We start from the raw sequence: 18,722 nt of genomic DNA, 5'->3' as shown, positions 1-18,722 counted from the left end.
CGCACCCTCGTCCTCCTTTATTTTAAATCTCTTATTTTTTGAAGTAATTCTGTTGCGCCGATGCTTTCTGCTGTTTTATCTTGAACTTCAATTGCTGCGTCAATAAACGGCTGACGATCAATTTCATTAACCTCTCCGCCATCATCTAGTAAAATTTGCTTATACTCATCTTCTTGAGCATATAGCGCTTCACGTTCAGCTTGAGTAGCCGCATCCGCCGCTTTCAAAATAATTTCTTGCTGATCTTCTGTATATTTATCGAACTTCTTGCCATTCATTAATAAGAAACGCGTCGTGTAGTCATGTCCTGTTTCTGTTGTATATTTACCATTGTCTGTTTTGTGATGATTTTGCTGCGCGAAATACGGATACGCATTTTCTGACGAATCAACTACGTTTTGTTGCAACGCTTGATATAACTCTCCCCAAGCAATCGACGTTGGAATCGCTCCGATTTTCGTCCAATAATCTGCGACAACACCTGAAGTTTGTGTACGAATCGTTAAACCTTTTAAATCTTCCAAAGAGTTAAGTGGTTTTTTACCATAGTAATGACGAACTCCAGCAGACCAATAGCCCACAACATTAAAATCATTATTGGATTTTTCTTTAATTAATTCCGCCATTTCTTGTCCTATTTCACCGTCTACAACTTTTTCCCAGTGATCATAGCTATCAAAGAGATACGGAAATGCTAACAAGTCAATTTCTTTAATACCTGTTTGTGTCATAAAACCAGGGGATACTAATACAGCATCTGCTGCACCTAATTTCAGCTTTTGAACAAGTTCCTCTTCTTCAGTACCTAAAGTTCCCGCATGGACTTCAACTTCAATGTCGCCATTTGATTCTTCTTCAACGACTTTTTTGAATTCTAAAAGACCGACTTGATATGGGTTATCCGGTGATGTTTGGTTATGTGCTACAAGTAATTTAATCTTGCCATCCTTACCGCCTTCACTTGAACCTTTATCGTCCCCACATGCTGCCAAAACCATTGTTAATGCTAACAACATGACTAATCCTGAAAATAACTTCTTCATTTTGTTTTTCCTCCATTTTCTTATTTATATTTTGTTTTATCTACCTACTCCAAATTCGCATGGCGATTACGCAACTCTTCATTTGAAACTTCTTTTAACGTTGAAATAATAATCGCATCAAGTAGCAAATGGACGCTTTGGTCGAATTGATTGCCTAATGGTTGAATCGTTGGTGCTTCGCTCGGCAACCGGTATTTCGTTGCAGCTGGAACAACCAACACCCCGTCAGCAATATTTCCAATCGACGAATCTTTGTTAACGGTTACAAGTTGAACATTCGCCCCGACTTTCTTCGCTTTTTCAACTAACTGATAAATCGAGCTCGTCTCCCCTGAACCCGAAATTGCGACAAATAAATCGCCTGCTTGGATACTCGGTGTAATTGTTTCACCTACGACAAATACTGTGTAGTTTGCATGCATTAATCGCATCGCAAAAGCTTTCCCCATGAGACCTGATCGCCCTTCACCACAAACGAAAATGCGCTTTGCCTTCACTAACTCGTTTGAGAATTGAATAGCTTCTTCTTCATTCACATTTGTAAGCACATGCGAAACTTCTTCCACAACTGTGTTAATGATTGTTTTCAAATCGCTTTATCATTCCTTTCATCTGTTTAGCAATATCCCCTGGATTTACAGCACTAGTAATCGTACTTCCTACAATCAAAACATTTGGACCTTTTGCCATGACTTCATCTAAACTATCAAGGTTGATTCCACCGGCAATTGCTACTTCTAAATCTTCTATGCCTTTTACGAGATCGTACACGTCAGCATGAAGTTGTGTATTTTTCTGCATATCTTTTCCAACGTGCAAACTAACTAAGTCCACATTCAACGCTTTAAGTTCTTCAACTCGCGTTTTACTTTTAACACCAAGTAGGTCGACCATCACTCGCTTGTTATGCTTTTCTGCAACCGCTAACATATCTATAATTGTTTGATTATCCGCATAAGCCATGACCGTTGTAATGTCAGCTCCCGCTTCAAATACCTGCTTTGCTTCGTGCTTTCCTGCATCACACGTCTTCATGTCGGCAACAACAATTTTCTCAGGATAGTGTCTTTTTATATCCTCAATAATTGAAACACCGTATTGCTTAATAACACCCGTCCCGACCTCGACCCAATCGACATATGGACTTGTTTCTACCAAAATGCTTATACATTCTTCTTTCGACAATCTATCTAAAGCGATTTGGAGTTTCATCGTTCGATAAATTCCCCTTCCCCTAACCGAATAAGTACTTCTTCAAGTAATGGCAATCCCTCGTTATCGCCCGCTACACTCACAACCATCGAGCCGATTGTGTTTGCAAATAATAGCGTTCGTTCGAGCGTCCAACCATTCAATACACCGTAAACAAAACCTACATCAAACCCGTCTCCAGCACCGACTGTATCGACTACTTTTGATGCTTTAACAGGAGCTGCTTCTATGTACTCACCGTCTTTATATCCGATTGAACCGCTTTCACCAAGCTTAATCGCAACTGTTGAAACACCATAACCGCGACATATTTTGATTATTTCATCGGGTTCCACCGTATCGAATAATATTCCAGCTTCATCTAATCCTGTTAGTAAAATATCAACCGATGGCAATAAAGTAACGAGCGCCTCTTTCACTTCTTCTCTCGTCCAAAGTTTTAAACGTATATTGGGATCCATCGACACGAGCACATTATGCTTTTTCGCATATTCAATAGCTTTTAGAAGAATCGCTAAGTTTTTCTCTTTATCCAATGCCGCAAAAACACCCGTAATATGAAGGAGCTTCGCCGTTTTAAAATATTCCTCTTCTATCGAATCAACGGTAAGCACCTCAGTTGGGGAATTGTCACGATAATAAAATGTTTTACCGTTCCCATCTTCTCGTACTTCTTTGAAATTAAGCGAAGTCGAGTAGCCGTCAACTAGTTCCACATGTTCTGTGTCAATCCCCTCACCACGAACAAAATTTAATATATGTCTTCCGAACTCATCGTTTCCTAATCGACTAATCCATCCCGTGTTCATGCCTAACCGTGCACATCCAATCGCAAAGTTAAGTTCAGCCCCGCCAACTTTTCTTTCGAATGTATGCACAAAACGCAGCGGACCATTCGATGTCGGATCCAAGGTAATCATTGCATCACCTATCGTAATTACTTCCACCATTTTGACTATCTCCTTATATCTTCATTAACAAGAATCACGCGCTATTAACTTTGGTTCAAACCGATACTCCGATTTGTACGCTTCATCTGTATCTTTGTTAATTTTTTTGACCAATAAACTAGCTGCTTTCTTCCCCATCTCAACTGTAGGCTGAGCAATCGTTGTTAGTGGCGGGCTATATATACTTGCAAACCCGACATCATCAATTCCAATAAGCGCCAAATCGTCCGGGACTTTTATATTGTTTTCATTTACATATTTCAATATTTCAAATAAAGTCAAGTCGTTTCCCGCGATTATGGCTTCTGGTCTCTTTTCCAATGAAAACATTTCATGGAATGCCTCTTGAACACGCTCAACATTTACACTTTTGATAAAATCTTCATTAACTTCCATACCGTTCATAAGCATGGCTCGTTTAAATCCGGCGACACGCTCAATTCGGGTAGAAACATTTCTCACAACTTCCGATGTTAAAATCCCTATGCGAGAATATCCTTTTTGAACGAAATGGTTGACCGCTAACTCTGAAGCCAGTGCATTATCCAACATGACTGAAGAAACATCAATTTCTTTTACAGCTCTATCGACAAAAACTAATGGGTAATTTTGTTTTTGCAAACGTTCATAGAGGTCCAGGTTTCCTCCAGTCGGGAAAATAATCAGACCATCCACTTGTTTGGCCAAAAGCATATCAATATATCGCTTTTCTTTTTCTGGTTTATCATCTGCATTACAAACAATGATATGTAAATCTCTTTCATTACAATAATCTTCAATCGTACGAATGATTTGTGTTGAAAATGCATGTAAAATGTTTGCTACGATAACGCCTATTGTTGAAGTCGATTTCTGTGTTAATGAACGCGCGACAATATTTGGCTGATAGCCCAATTCCTCAATCGTTTCTTTAATTCGCTCTCTAGTTTCTACGCTCATATATTCATAGCGTTTATTTAGATATTGAGAAACAGTGCTTTTCGAGATACGCGCTTTTTTTGCAACATCATCAATTGTTACTTTTTTCAATGTCGTTCTCTCCAATTCAACACTAAACCGATTTAGTAAACCGGTTTAGTTGATTGATTTTTATATTATCAGAAATGTAAACGCTTAACAAGGGATTTTCTAAAATTTCCAATACTATAATGAAATAACGTCAATGAAAGTAGAGCATGCAGAAACAAAACATCATTTCTATATTAAAAATAAAAAAACCACAATCTATTCGATTGCGGCAGCATTAAACATGTAAACTTTATTTCACTTCTAAAACTTTAACTCCGTCTTCCCCAGCAATAATCACAACATCTGTCATGCCAATAAATAAACCCGTTTCCACAACACCTAACATTAGTTTTAACTCATGATGAAGTTTCACTGGATATTGTATCGATTCAAACTCACAATCAACGATATAATTTCCATTATTCGAAACGAATCTCTCACCATCATGCACTCTTAATACAGGTTTGCACCCAAGTTCCGCAATTTTTTCAACTGTAACTTCCCAACCAAATTGCAAAATTTCCACAGGCAAAGGTGCTTCCCCTAATGCGGAAACCAACTTTGTTTCATCTGCAATGATGATCAACTTTTTAGAATTGGCATTGACGATTTTCTCTCGAACCAATGAACCTCCGCCGCCTTTTGAAAGGTTAAACTGTGGATCAATTTCATTCGCACCATCTATCGCCAAGTCGAGCAAGCGAACTTCCGAAAAATCCGTAAGTGGAATTCCGAATTCATGGGCCCATCCTTCCGTTCGGATCGAAGATGGAATACCTTTTACATCCATACCATCTGCAATCATTTCACCCAACTTTTTCATCATCCAATACACTGTCGAACCCGAACCAAGACCAATAACCATACCATCTTGAATATATTCAGCCGCCTTTTCACCAGCTGCTTTTTTAATTAACTCTAGCTGTTCTTTCATGACTTCACCTCATAACTTCCAAAATAATTATTCTACTCGTCGATTACAATATCAATTATCCCATGAGAAAGCCATATTAAAAAGTACAAAACTTCGGACATCTTCTAATATCTTAGAGTTTTCACCTTAATAAACTCGGACGGTACCTGTGCACGGTGCAATTATGACAATTCAAAACTTCGAATAAAAAACCAAAGGGATATCGACAAAGTGTTATACAGTCGATATCCCCTTTTCACGTTATTCAATTGTAGTGTATTGTCAAAATAGTGTCTTGCACAGGTACCTAAAACTCAATTGGACTAGGGGACTTTTTGATTCTCGGATTTAACGCCATTTTTTATTTCGCTTTAGGCCTAGTATTCTTTTTCTATTGTGAACGAGTTGCGATGAAAAAGGGATTACTTGCACATTATTAATTGGACGCTGCTTAATGACAATTTTCAAGAGGTACCTGTGCAAGGTTCATTTATGACAATTCAAGACTTCGAATAAAAAACCAATGGGATATCGACAAAGTGTTATACAGTCGATATCCCTTTTTCACTTTATGCAATTGTAGTGTATTGTCAAAATAGTGTCTTGCACAGGTACCTAAAAAGGGTATCTAAAAAGATTCTAAAATATAAAAAAACATCTTGTACACCACGGTAAATTGTGGTATTTTTACATCTGTGTATTCTGAACATGAGGTTATTAAATAGGTTATTTTTTTATTTTCGGTCACCTTTAGGGTGGCTTTTTATTTGCAATTGATTTCATTTTTAGGAAGAACATATAGCCCGTGATTTCAAGATTTTCATTTACAAATCTTCAACAAATTTAGAAACGTATCGGAGTGGGTCATTTTGGGATTTGTGGTGGGTTCATATAATTATCCTCTTGTTATTTTATCAATCGTTATTGTAGTAATTGCTTCTTATACGGCACATGGTTTTTATTTACGACATCTTTCTACTGATTATTATCATAAAAGATGGTTTGTTAGCGGGGCTGTAGTATTGGGACTGGGCATCTGGTGTATGCAGTTCATTGGGAATCTGGCCTATACGCCTACCAATGATTTGTATTTAGATATGGTTTATGTCGGGTTTGCTTTAATGATTGCAATCATTCTTTCATTTTTTTCGACAGACCTTTTAAAATTTAAAAATGGTATAATACTCGGTTCTATTGCGTTCGGAATTACCGTTTGTTCTACCACTTTCATAAGTTGGAATGCATACCATGAGGATATTGATATAAACCTTAATCTCCCTGTTTTTCTTTTCGCCGCTGCAATTGGCTGCGTTGGGATTTATTCAGCATTAAGTTGGGTGAAAAAATTACTGAGAAACAATAAGGGGATTCCTTTTGTGAAGTTGGTTGGTGGCATTTCTTTTGGACTGTCGCTTGCAATATTTCTTTTCCTTTTAAGGATGTCCCTAACTGTCGTGAATCTAGAAATCACTGACTTGAGTGTGAATATGCTGCCTTTTTCGATTGTGTTAGGAATTGTATTTAGCGCTCTTTTTATTTTTTTCTTATTCGAATCTTTCCTTTTGGATAAAATAACAGCACAATCAATAAAAACTCAAACACTAGAACAATCTTATCAGTCACTTTTTGAACAGAATCCAGATATGATCATAACATTCGATTTGGATGGAAAATTTCTTAGCGTAAATAGAGTAGTGGAATTATACGGGTTTACAGAAGAAGAAATACTACATCAATCTTTTATTTCATTAATTGTGCCGGATCGATTAGAAAAAACCTTGAAACACTTTGACATGGCAAAGAATGGGCAACGCGTGAATTACAACTCAGCTTTTTATGGGAAAACCGGTGAACAATTCGAGGTATATATATCGAACTTCCCTATTGTCGTAAACGACCAAATTGTCGGTGTCTATGCTGTGATTAAAGATATAACAGCGTTTAAAAAAGCTCAAGTCATATTGGCTGAAGCTGAAGATAAGTATAGAAGTCTGACTGAAAACTCAGTAGTTGGTTCTTATATTACTCAAGAAGGAAAATTTGTTTATGCAAATCAGAAATTGATGGAATTGTTGGGTTCTAACGAGGAAGAACTTTTAGGGGCTAGCGTTTTGGCTTTTATTCATCCTGAAGATCATCATGTGATTTTAGAAAACATTAAAAATCGAATAAATGATATTTCCAAAACAGCACACTATCAATATAGAATGGTCAAAAAGGACAATACTGTCATTTATGTGGAAACCTTTGGATCGGCTATGATTTATCAAGGAAAACCCGCGGCTATCGGAACCATTGTAGATATAACAGGCCGTAAAGCTGCCGAAGAGACCATTGAATACTTGGCCTTCCACGATAGTTTAACAGGGTTACTCAATCGTAACGCTTTCAGTAACTCCTTAAAAAATTCATTATCTAAAGAGTCAATGGCTCTGCTATATATTGATTTGGATGAATTCGGGTTAATTGACGATGCGTTGGGGCACGAAATTGGGGATCGATTATTAAAAGATGTATCGGAAAGACTGAAGAACTGTGTTCCCGTTCATGGCGAGATAGGAAGAAATCGTGGAGATGAATTTTTGGTCTACCTTCCAAATATGGGTAGCGTTGAAGCCGCCACTGTTGCGGAAAATATGATTGCCAGTTTATCGAATCCTTTTCATTTAAACCAATACGAACTTTACGTCACGCCGAGTATCGGTATTAGCCTGTATCCAAATGACGCAAAGAATGAAGCCGATTTAATCAAAATGGCCGAGGCAGCTATGTATCAGGCAAAAAAGAGCGGGAAAAATGCTTATCAGTCATATAACCTGAGTTATTCGGAACAAAGCCATGACCGATTTGAGTTAGAAATGAGTCTTCGGAAGGCACTTGAGCGTGAGGAATTCTTGCTCTATTACCAACCTAAATTCGATTTGGCTTCCGGAAAAGTGAATGGTGTAGAGGCTTTAATTCGTTGGAATCATCCTATAAAAGGTTTCGTTTCACCCGGGGACTTTATCCCGTTGGCTGAAGAATTGGGCTTGATTGTACCAATTGGCGAATGGGTTTTAAGAACAGCTTGTAAGCAAACAAAGGCTTGGCAAGAGGCGGGCCTACCTCTCTTCGAAGTATCGGTAAACCTTTCTGTCCGGCAGCTTTATCGGCCCAATTTGGTGGAAATGGTTGGCGAAGTTTTGAGGGAGACGGGACTTGATCCTAAATACCTGGAACTTGAAATTACGGAGAGTATGCTGGCGGATAGTGATCAAGCGCTGAATGTCTTGCACGAATTAAAAGCCCTAGGTCTTAAAATAAGTTTAGACGACTTTGGAACGGGATTCAGTTCTCTGCATTACTTGAAGGAAGCCCCCTTCGATAAACTGAAAATTGACCAATCATTTATACGGAATTGTTCTGTAGACAACAATAGTGCTACCATTGTAAAAACGATTATTGCCATGGCCCATCAATTAAACCTTGAGGTCATCGCAGAGGGCGTGGAAACCAAGGAACACCTGATTTTCATACAGCAAAATCTTTGTGATGGAGCCCAAGGATATTTGTTCAGCAAGCCTGTCCCTCCAGAAGAATTAGTTGAACGTTTTTCAGATATGGAACAAATCGTTCATCAATATGGGATAAAAAAAGACTAAGAAAGCCGCCAAAAGGTACCTGTGCACGGTGCATTTATGACAATTCATAACTGCGAATAAAAAAACAAAGGGATATCGACAAAGTGTTACACAGTCGGTATCCCCTTTTCACTTTATACAATTGTAGTGTATTATCAAAATAGTGTCTTGCACAGGTACCCAAAAATAGTTCAATGTCCTTAGCAAAGAGTTTTTTATAAAATCAAATTTAATTCCGATTTAAAACGCCGTTATTAAGCATTAGATTATATCTATCTATTTTACCTTCTGTATCTTCTAATGCTGAATATTGTCTGCGTGGTGATTTTATCCAAACATACAAACCTCCTAGACCTGTCACGTCTAGTGTTATTTTTTGTGGCTGTTCTCCTTCCTTTAAATTGAATACCCATTGCGGTTTGACATCACTTTCATCTTGATAGATAGGATTTGTAGAAGTAGAAAAGATATCGGTCGGATAAAACTCAACAACTAATGCCCTTTCCCCGCCTTCGACCATTTTATCAAAATCAAACTCTCCCTCCTCTAAAGCTAGGGTTAAATCAAATGTCTTAAATTGTTTACCTAGTGGGATGACAGTTGTTTCCCATTGGACAGGCCCATTTGAATGAGATTCAGCGGTAAAGATTTGGGTATTCCCGTAATATGCCTCTCCAGTTGTTTTTTTCATCCCATAAATTGAAGGTACATTATATCTAGTTACGCCGGATTCCGAGGTTCCAAGACCAACTTTTGCATTGCCCCTTATAAAAGGGTGGTTTCCGACTAGTTTGTCAGTTGATAACTTTACAGGATCCCCATATTTATTAGTTGAGTCAAAGATGCCTTGACCGATTACAAAAATCTTTCCGCCGTCATTTTTTATCATTAACAGCTCTAACCAACTCGAATTCTTCTCCGTCCTCGGAGCTAATTGTTAATATTCCATCCTCGATAGAATAATTCCCGACTATTTTATCACCTTTCGCTTCAAGAGTTAATTTGTCTCCGCTTGTTGAAAATTTACCTTTCACTATTTCTTCTCCTGTGTCTAATTTGAAGGTTCCGTCGGATTTAAAGTCGTATGTTATATAACCAAAGAAATTATCTTCCCACTTTCCAACTATTTTCTCATCGATGTTAGAGCAAGCGGCCATAGTTAAAATAATTAGTAAAACCAATAATCCAATTAAGCCTTTTCTCCCCATTTTCCAATCCCCATTCTCTTTGTAGTAGGTACCTATTGTCAATTACTCGTCAATTATATCTTCAGCCAACTTGTCGATGCCTTACCCCATCGCCAAGTCCCACAAGTTCAATCCCCCTTATCAGTCAACACAACAACACCAAGCCTGTCGCTGTTCATTACATATCGGAATTGAAGCTCAAATCCATTTTCAAAAGCATAACCAATAATTAAACCATAACCCTCGCTTGCATCTTCAAATTCAAAGGAAGGTTCACCCAAATAGGTGACCAATTCTCCGCGCGTATAATCATGTGCGCTGCCAACCATTATTGATATTACGTCCTCCTCATCTACCTCATCATATATGAAGGTTCCGTAACCAATTCCATTCCCATAAAAGTGATATGTTGCCCCTTGAAGATTTTCAACTTGATTATATGCACCTTTTTCATTGATAATTGTTTTAAGTTTTGTTCCCAGGGGATAAGTCCCTTTAACCAAAAAACCTTGTTTTATGATATCCAAAAACGCTTCATCAATGGCGAATTGGACTAAACCGCCTTCCACAAACTTAAAAGTGTGGTCGAAATTGATACCCGCTCCGTGCCATGCCCAGCAATCAGGACCTTCTTCAGTAGAAATTTCCCCATCATTTTTGGTTAGAGTAATCACACAGCCATACTCGTCTTTAATTGATTTAGCCACATTTCCATCCTTTAATGCGTACACATTTTGCATGTCGCCTACATGCCCTGAGGCTACATGGATGTCGAAATAAAAGCCTTCCTCTGTTTCATCATAAATTGCCAGATTGCCATTTATTTGTTTATCTTCTACTTGCCAATAACCGCCCCACATGGAAGTTTCTAAATTCACGGCCTCTTCTTTGCTTGCTTTATGCAGCGTTTTTGAAGCTTCTACGATCGTTCCACCAGCTTCCTCGCTAAACCAGTCGAGTTCACATTTAGCAACCTTCCATTCATCCTCAACATAGACGATTTCAATTAAACAAGATTCGACTTCCGCGGAGAGTTTCGCACCTTTCCCATTTTGGTTAAGCGCTCCCTGCAATGAAAATGAAACTGGAACGGTAACCCTGAAGGTATCAACGTCTTCCAACACCTGAGCACGCTCTAAATCTACTTGTATTTCATCTAATTGTCCGGAAAAATATCCTTTATTTTCACTTTCATAATCATAACTTTCTTGCATCACTTTTTTCCATTCATTCGTTACTGTGGTCACATCATTTGAATTTGCTGTCGCCCGCGAAGCAATATATTGTTCGCCATAAGCGAGTACAGTATCAACAATCTCCTTTTCAACATCATGATTAAGACCATGAATATTTATAGAAATATAACTTTCATCTACTATAATGTCCTCTGTTTCAACTACTCCCCACGGGAACTCACTAATAGCTTTTACTTTGACGCTTCCATCTAAAGGAAAAGGGCCCGCCGATTCAATTGTTCCCTCTTGGTCAAATGCGAGTTCCTTAGCACCTATTAAAATCCTCGTTTTACTAGGATCAACCCCATAAGAGAAATTCAATCGGAACGTGACATCGCTAATATCAAAATCCAATTCCGCAAATACCACTTCACCATAAGGTTCAAGTAATTCAATCTGCTTTGTTTGGATGAATTCCGCATATTCTCCCTTGTATTCAGCGTTCAACTCATAAATGCCCGGCGCAACTGGACCGATGACTGCTCTTCCATCTTCTATTGCCATTTTCAACTTTGCTCCGTTCAACGTATACTCAAGTTCCTCGTATTGAAACGGAACCGAAACATACTGATTCGGAACGATGATCTTATATCCATCAAATAGGCCGAATACCTTTCCAGACTGTTTTATTGCGAATAAAAATGAATCAGATACGTCTCCCCACGATCCAATCGATTTCGTGAATTTCTTAGGCTCTTTATCACCAAATGCAATAATTGCCTTAACATCTCCTTTCGAAAGTTCAGCACCATCCTCGAATTCAACAAGCTTTTTAATGGCTTTGCTATCCTTACCAACTACCACTTTATGAAATCGTTTCAATGTATTTTCAGCAGACGCATATGAATTTCCGAATAAATAAAGCCCCACTAGCACCGAAATAAATAATACGGCAAGAAGCGCTATCACTTTATTCTTTTTCGTCATAGGTGTTTTATTATTTTTCACAATTATGTCTGGTTGGACCTGTTCTTGTTCAACGAACTTAGTTCCACATTCTGTACATACTAAATCAGATGGCTGAGCTTTTGCTCCGCATTCCAAACAAAATCTATTCACATATTATCCTCCGATTCCAAATAAATTCTCAATCTAAAAAGCTGTCGATTTTACCGACAGCTCTTCTTGGCAATTTTATCTATTAAAAGAACTTCCTTTTAAATCCTGTAATGCTTCATGAATTTTGAAGAACACAATTAAGAGTTCACAATAAATCCGGACGACTATTGGACCCACAACGATAGCTAAAAGACCTAAAAGCACAAAAATTCCTTCAGAGACGAAGCCGGAAATCATAATAATAAGGCCAGCTAAGATTGATAATCCGGCACCAATCCAAAAAACAAATTTAATAATGGACGTTGTAATCATTTTGTCAAAATGCAAGAATTCTTTCATCCAACTTTTCCCCTCTCTATTTGGCTGAACTGGTGTTGCCCGGTTTCGAACAGGTTGAGTAATCGATTCGCTCACATTGGATGCTGCAGTTTCAGTTTCAAGCTGCGAGACGGTTATTTCCCCAACTTGCGACGTTTCCACCCCTTGCAATGACGTTCCACATTTCCCACAAAACTTCCCACTAGCTTGTTCGTGACTGCAATTTACACATATCACTCCACATTCCCCCTATTCATTCGCGAATTGTATCGCCGATTGCGATATTGTAAATTTTATAATTGCCATCGGCGTCTTGCGTTAAAGAATATGTTTTCTCTCTCTTGTAATGAGTTAAATTGCCTTTGTGATTAATAAAATCGAAAACCTCATAAGTGTCGATTGCTACATCTCCATCAGGATGAATCAGCCAGTCCGTCGTTTCATTATGAGTGAATTCATATGTGTAATTTTCATTTTTCAAATCTCGAACAAACCCTACCAATTCCCAATAAGCAACGCTGTCTGTTAATAAAAACGGAGCTATAAGTGAAAAATCTCGTTTATTCAAGGCGCTTTCATAAGCGTCCCTAAAACTCAATACATGCTGCCCAGCCGCCTTAGCAATTTCAGCTTCAGTTAACTCTTCCTCATCTTCTTGGAAGTCTATAGTAGAAGATGCAATTTCTTCTTCAACTTGTTCAACTTCGAACACGAAACTAACCTCATCACCAGGATAAGCCTCTACAATGAGAGATTGTTGTTGTTCACCATCAATCTCTTTCATAACACTTAACTCAATCGGATTTTGTGCGAATAAAGGACCGATTTCTGGCATCTCACTTACTTTCTTACCTGTTTCTTTACCGTCAATTATTAATAAACCATCTTCATTATCCTGCACCAACGAAACCATATAGGCATCCTTTGTTATACTCAGCACATTATCCGTTGATTCTGAAGTGACCATAATAGCTTGTTCCAAAGTCGAATCGTCTAATTCCGCGTTCGTTAATAACACCGGGTAATGGCCGGGTAAAAAACGTCCTAAATTAATAGGCTTGCCTGTTAAATTCCATTCTTTATCCCTCATCAAAACTTTTCCGCTCGGCAAATCAGTTTCAAGTTTCACTTCATAAGCAAGCGCAGTTATCTTGATTTTATTATAGATACCTAGGTATTTCTCACGTTCGATTTTTAATAGGTCGCCAGCAAAGTAAGCTGATATGAACCCGGGCAAACCTGTTTTTTCGACTTGATCAATCGCTCCCCTGATTTCTTCAATTAAGTACGGTGCCCCGTCAAACACCAACAATTCCATATAAGCTTCTGAATCAAAAATTACATCATCGTCAACATGCACGGCTTTCAGGAACTTTTCACCATTTCCTTCATGCAAAGCCTCGTGAATTGCAGCTATTTGCTTATCAGTAGAAACGATTGACTTAATATAGAAATGTCCGGAAAACAATGCCACGGTGATGGCAGCAACGATTCCAATTACAATCTTTTGCTTCTTTGGCATTTTTGAAACTTGAACATCTTCAATATGTCTATTTTTCCGAGTTGAATTAACTTCTTCTATTTGCTCAGACTCGATGCAATGTCCACAGTTCGCGCAAAACCTCTCACCTGCCTGCAAGGACTTTCCGCATTCACTACAAAAATCAAAACCCATTTTCCACCTCCTCACTTTAGTTCTATGGAACTAAAACTATTAAACTAGACTTCAAAGCAAATTTGTACCATTTTTCACAACTACACACGACATGAGAATCACTCACAGGTTTATATATGAGATAAATACAGACAATATGACTATGGCAGTGGAAGATATTAGTTGATATTTGCAGGAAGTGAATAGCACACTTATGACATTTCACACGACTTCAGATATAAAAAAAAGGGATATCGACAAAGAGTTTCTGTCGATATCCCCTTTTCATTTTATACATTTGTCGTGTATTGGTGGAATAGTTTCTTGCACTGGCATCAAAATTAGGCTACATAATTTAACCGAACTTGAAAGGTACCTGTGCAAGATGCAATTATGACTATTCGTAACTACGAATAAAAAAACAAAGGGATACCGACAAAGTGTTACACAGTCAGTATCCCATTTTCACTTTATGCAATTGTAGTGTATTGTCAAAATAGTGTCTTGCACAGGTACCCCAAAAATGTAGCCCATAAAAGCCTACCGCATAAGCATTCCTTCCTCACGATCACCTACCGCTACTTTTTCATCACCCGTCACCAAATGACAAGCAACCCAATGCCCCTCCCGAACCTCTCGCCACTCCTGCACTTCCCCGCACTTCTCCATCGCCAACGGACACCTTGTTCTAAAAGCACACCCTACCGGTGGATTAATCGCATTCGGCAATTCGCCTTCAAGCATCGTTCTTTCGCGTTCCCTTTCCCGTTCTGGATCCGGAGTAGGAATCGCAGACAGTAAAGCCTGCGTATATGGGTGAAGGGGTTCGTTATATAAATCATCGGAAGTAGCCAGTTCAACCAAGTTTCCTAAATACATAACCCCGATTCGATCACTTATATACTTAACCATTGAAAGATCATGGGCTATAAACAAATACGTCAGGCCCTTTTCTTCTTGGAGTTTCTTCATTAGATTGACTACCTGTGCTTGAATAGAAACATCCAATGCAGAAATCGGTTCGTCCGCAATAATAAACTCGGGCTCAACTGCTAATGCACGAGCAATTCCGATACGTTGACGTTGACCGCCTGAAAACTCATGTGGATATCTACCTGCATGTTCCTTATTCAGACCAACCGTTTCTAATAACTCTATAACCTTAGCTTTTCGGTCCTCCTTACTTTTAGCTAAACCATGAATATCCATGCCTTCCGCAATGGTGTCTTCGACTGTTTTTCTAGGATCGAGCGATGCATATGGATCTTGGAAAATCATTTGCATTTTACGTCGCATCTGGCTTTCTTCTTTCTTTGAAAGATCTCCCTGAATCGGTTTACCCTCATAATAAACCTCACCATTAGTAGCTTCGTATAACTTCATGATGGTACGGCCGGTTGTTGACTTCCCACAGCCCGATTCACCGACAAGTCCCAACGTTTCGCCGCGCATAATGTCAAAACTGATATTATTGACTGCTTTTAACGACTCTTTATTATTAACAGTAAAATGTTTTGACAAATCTTGAACCTGCAACAGTACCTCTTGATCCCGCACAACCTTTTTCGATTCATCCAAAATAACACTTCTTGCCTGTTTCTCCTTAATAACATCCGGCATTTTAATTTCAGGCGCCTTAGGATGTAACAGCCATGTTGCGGCGTAATGTGTATCCGACACCTTAAACATGGGCGGTTCTTTTTCATAGTCAATTTTCATCGCAAATTCATTTCGTGCAGCAAACGCATCGCCCGCCGGTGGATTCATTAAATCTGGAGGACTCCCTGGTATTGAAATCAATTCACCTTTAAAATCCATGTCAGGCATCGAACTTAATAGACCCCAATTATAAGGATGTTGTGGTTTATAAAAGATTTCATCTACCGTGCCCGTTTCAACAACTTTCCCCGCATACATGACAGCAACCGTGTCAGCCATATTTGCAACAACACCTAAATCATGCGTAATTAAGATAATGGATGTACCTAGCTTCTTTTGAATATCTTTTAATAACTCTAATATTTGAGCCTGAATCGTGACATCCAACGCAGTTGTCGGTTCATCCGCTATCAATATTTTTGGGTTACAAGCCAATGCCAATGCAATCACCACGCGCTGGCGCATCCCACCGGAAAACTGGTGAGGATACTGATGCAGACGAAACTTGGCATCTGGGATTCCAACCAATTCAAATAAATTCTCCGCAGCTTTATAAGCTTCCGCTTTCCCCAAACGTTGATGTTTGATAATACCTTCTATGACTTGTTTTCCAACCGTCATCGTGGGATTTAGCGCTGTCATCGGATCTTGGAAAATCATCGAGATTTCAGAACCGCGAACATGTTGCATTTCCCGCTCAGATAACTTCGTTAAATCCTTGCCATCAAAATGTATGGATCCCTGTTCTATTTTCGCAATATTATCTGGAAGCAATTTCATGATCGCCTTTGATGTCACTGTTTTACCAGAACCGGATTCACCGACAATTGCTAACGTTTCGCCCTTCTTCACTTGAAGGTTTACACCTCTAACAGCCTTCACTACACCGGCATATGTATGGAATGAAATATGAAGATTCTCAATTTCTAATACTGTTTCCACCTTTAAACCTCCCCCTGCATAACCATCAAATCATTTTCTCATTCTCGGATCTAGCGCATCACGTAAACCGTCTGCCAATGAGTTAAAACAAACCATTAATGCGATAATAATAAAGGCTGGAAATAGAAGTAAGTAAAAATGATTTCTCATCGCTTGGAAACCATCATTTATCAGAACACCCAATGAAGCAAGCGGTTCCTGTAGTCCCAATCCAATAAAACTTAAAAAAGCCTCTGTAAAAATCGCACCAGGAATCGTAAACATCATATTAATAATAATGATACCCATCGTATTGGGAATCAAATGACTCGTTATAAGTCGCCTATTAGTGGCGCCTAAAGCTTTAGATGCTAAAATAAATTCTTGGTTTTTAAACTTCAAAATTTGCGCCCTAACTAACCGCGCCATCGTAACCCAACCTGTTAACACCATCGCAATCGTGATTGTCATGATTCCAGGCTTCATGACCATAATCAGTAAGATAATGACAACTAGATTTGGTATTCCTACTAAAATCTCAATCACTCTTTGCATGAAGTTATCTAATCTACCGCCATATAAAGCCGAAATGGCTCCGTAAGTGACACCAATCATCAAGTCTAAATAAGCAGCCAAAAAGGCAATAAAAAGAGAAATCCGAGTCCCTTCCCACATTCTTATCCATTGATCGCGACCAAACTTATCTGTGCCAAGCCAGTGCTCTGCGCTTGGTTTCAGAAATGTTTTATCGTAATTTGTTTCAAAATAAGTATGGCTGGACAAAAAGGGTGCAATGATAGCCATTAATATAATTGCGATCAAAACAATCAAACTGAAAATCGCAGCCTTGTTTTTCTTTAAACGAATCCAGCCATCTTTCCATGCGGAAATAGGCGGTCGTGAAATCATTTCACTTTCAGATTCTCTCCGGCCAACGATCTCGAAAAATTCATTTGGCAAGTCTTCATCTTTAAATTCTCTTGAATGATTCATTTCCTCACTCCTTCACGCCATTAATCCGGATTCGTGGGTCCACTAGTCCATAAAGTAGGTCAACAATCAAGATCGTTAAGATGAAAAATGCACTGTAGAATAGAGTTAGTCCCATAATCGTTGTGTAATCACTGACTTTAATAGAATCCACAAACAGACTACCAATACCTGGAATACCAAATATATTTTCTATAACCAACGAACCCGTCAATAAACTAACAGCAATCGGCCCCAGAATCGTAATAACCGGAATAAGCGCATTTCGGACTGCATGTTTAATAATGACTGCCCATTGACCAATTCCTTTTGATCTTGCGGTAATAATATAATCCTGCTGTAAAACCTCCAGCATTTCATTACGCATAAAACGAGCGACCATAGCAATGACAGTCAACGATAACGCCATCGTCGGCATCACCGAACTCGAATAATTTTCCCAATAGGCAATCGGTAAAACTCCCCACTTCAACCCGACATAGTATTGCAATAATGCTGCTAATACAAAGTTGGGTATCGATACACCGAGAACAGCAATGACCATAGTTGCATAGTCCCATCCCGTGTTATGTCGAAAAGCTGCAACCATTCCCAATATCAATCCTACGGAAAGCCCCAGTAATACTGCCTGAAGGCCAATCGTTGCTGAAGGTCCGATTCGATCAATAATCAGCGAACTTACATCCTGACCTTTGAAATAATAAGAGATTCCCAAATCTCCCTTCACGATATTTCCCAAATACTTTGCATACTGAACCATAACGGGATCATTCAGACCATATCGTTCAAGGAATTCCAAACGTGCTTCATCCGTAAGTTCGGAAAGCTTCTCCTCATCAAATGGCGAACCAGGAAGCATTTTCATCAGGAAAAAAGTTGCGGAGGCAATGATAAATAACGTGATGACAATATTAACAAGACGCACAATAACATACTTTTTCACATTCACACCT

General features: G+C 38.8%; 15 protein-coding genes. 1 reads left to right on the top strand and 14 read right to left on the bottom strand.

The features are described from left to right. Positions 1–17 precede the first annotated feature (17 nt). The 6 genes from dctP to rpiA all read right to left on the bottom strand — a co-directional run bounded on the left by dctP (position 18) and on the right by rpiA (position 5,147). Positions 18–1,043: a TRAP transporter substrate-binding protein gene (dctP, locus tag JSQ81_RS16255; RefSeq protein ID WP_212605054.1), complete on the bottom strand. Its 1,026-nt coding sequence runs from the start codon at positions 1,041–1,043 to the stop codon at positions 18–20. Positions 1,044–1,087: 44 nt separating this feature from the next. Continuing rightward, positions 1,088–1,633 carry a 6-phospho-3-hexuloisomerase gene (hxlB, locus tag JSQ81_RS16250; protein ID WP_212605053.1) on the bottom strand — a complete coding sequence of 182 codons (546 nt, stop codon included), beginning with the start codon at positions 1,631–1,633 and terminating at the stop codon, positions 1,088–1,090. Then, positions 1,617–2,255, bottom strand: coding sequence for a 3-hexulose-6-phosphate synthase (gene hxlA / locus JSQ81_RS16245; protein WP_212605052.1), 639 nt, complete (start codon positions 2,253–2,255; stop codon positions 1,617–1,619). The genes hxlB and hxlA overlap by 17 nt, the downstream gene beginning before the upstream one ends. Then, positions 2,252–3,205: a sugar kinase gene (locus JSQ81_RS16240; RefSeq protein WP_212605051.1), complete on the bottom strand. Its 954-nt coding sequence runs from the start codon at positions 3,203–3,205 to the stop codon at positions 2,252–2,254. Before JSQ81_RS16240 ends, hxlA begins: the two co-directional genes overlap by 4 nt. A gap of 24 nt (positions 3,206–3,229) precedes the next feature. Then, positions 3,230–4,234, bottom strand: a complete 1,005-nt coding sequence (locus JSQ81_RS16235) for a substrate-binding domain-containing protein (RefSeq protein ID WP_212605050.1) — start codon at positions 4,232–4,234, stop codon at positions 3,230–3,232. A 229-nt stretch (positions 4,235–4,463) separates the two neighbouring features. After that, on the bottom strand, positions 4,464–5,147 hold the full coding sequence (rpiA, locus tag JSQ81_RS16230; RefSeq protein WP_212605049.1) for a ribose-5-phosphate isomerase RpiA: 684 nt from the start codon (positions 5,145–5,147) through the stop codon (positions 4,464–4,466). 857 nt (positions 5,148–6,004) lie between these two features. Between rpiA and JSQ81_RS16225 the strand changes: the two genes are divergently transcribed. Further along, positions 6,005–8,767, top strand: coding sequence for an EAL domain-containing protein (locus JSQ81_RS16225; protein WP_249336743.1), 2,763 nt, complete (start codon positions 6,005–6,007; stop codon positions 8,765–8,767). 208 nt (positions 8,768–8,975) lie between these two features. On the opposite strand, the gene JSQ81_RS16220 is transcribed toward JSQ81_RS16225, so the two are convergent. The 8 genes from JSQ81_RS16220 to JSQ81_RS16185 form a co-directional block, all read right to left on the bottom strand. Then, positions 8,976–9,635, bottom strand: a complete 660-nt coding sequence (locus JSQ81_RS16220) for a hypothetical protein (RefSeq protein ID WP_212605047.1) — start codon at positions 9,633–9,635, stop codon at positions 8,976–8,978. After that, on the bottom strand, positions 9,622–9,954 hold the full coding sequence (locus JSQ81_RS16215) for a hypothetical protein (RefSeq protein WP_212605046.1): 333 nt from the start codon (positions 9,952–9,954) through the stop codon (positions 9,622–9,624). The genes JSQ81_RS16220 and JSQ81_RS16215 overlap by 14 nt, the downstream gene beginning before the upstream one ends. A 107-nt stretch (positions 9,955–10,061) precedes the next feature. Beyond that, positions 10,062–12,227, bottom strand: a complete 2,166-nt coding sequence (locus tag JSQ81_RS16210; RefSeq protein WP_212605045.1) for a zinc ribbon domain-containing protein — start codon at positions 12,225–12,227, stop codon at positions 10,062–10,064. A 75-nt stretch (positions 12,228–12,302) separates the two neighbouring features. Next, entirely contained in the window at positions 12,303–12,782 is a 480-nt protein-coding gene (locus tag JSQ81_RS20085) for a DUF4282 domain-containing protein (protein WP_249336559.1), read from the bottom strand. Between the two features lie 16 nt (positions 12,783–12,798). Beyond that, positions 12,799–14,220, bottom strand: a complete 1,422-nt coding sequence (locus JSQ81_RS16200) for a TcaA NTF2-like domain-containing protein (protein ID WP_212605044.1) — start codon at positions 14,218–14,220, stop codon at positions 12,799–12,801. Positions 14,221–14,739: 519 nt separating this feature from the next. Continuing rightward, entirely contained in the window at positions 14,740–16,800 is a 2,061-nt protein-coding gene (locus JSQ81_RS20155; protein WP_212605043.1) for an ABC transporter ATP-binding protein, read from the bottom strand. Between the two features lie 30 nt (positions 16,801–16,830). Next, on the bottom strand, positions 16,831–17,772 hold the full coding sequence (locus tag JSQ81_RS16190; RefSeq protein ID WP_212605042.1) for an ABC transporter permease: 942 nt from the start codon (positions 17,770–17,772) through the stop codon (positions 16,831–16,833). A gap of 4 nt (positions 17,773–17,776) precedes the next feature. Further along, on the bottom strand, positions 17,777–18,712 hold the full coding sequence (locus tag JSQ81_RS16185; RefSeq protein ID WP_212605041.1) for an ABC transporter permease: 936 nt from the start codon (positions 18,710–18,712) through the stop codon (positions 17,777–17,779). Positions 18,713–18,722 lie beyond the last annotated feature (10 nt).

It is taken from the genome of Sporosarcina sp. Marseille-Q4063 (assembly GCF_018309085.1).
Classification (GTDB): domain Bacteria; phylum Bacillota; class Bacilli; order Bacillales_A; family Planococcaceae; genus Sporosarcina.
Note: the sequence above shows the minus strand (reverse complement) of the source record. Positions and strands in the feature narration are given on the sequence as shown.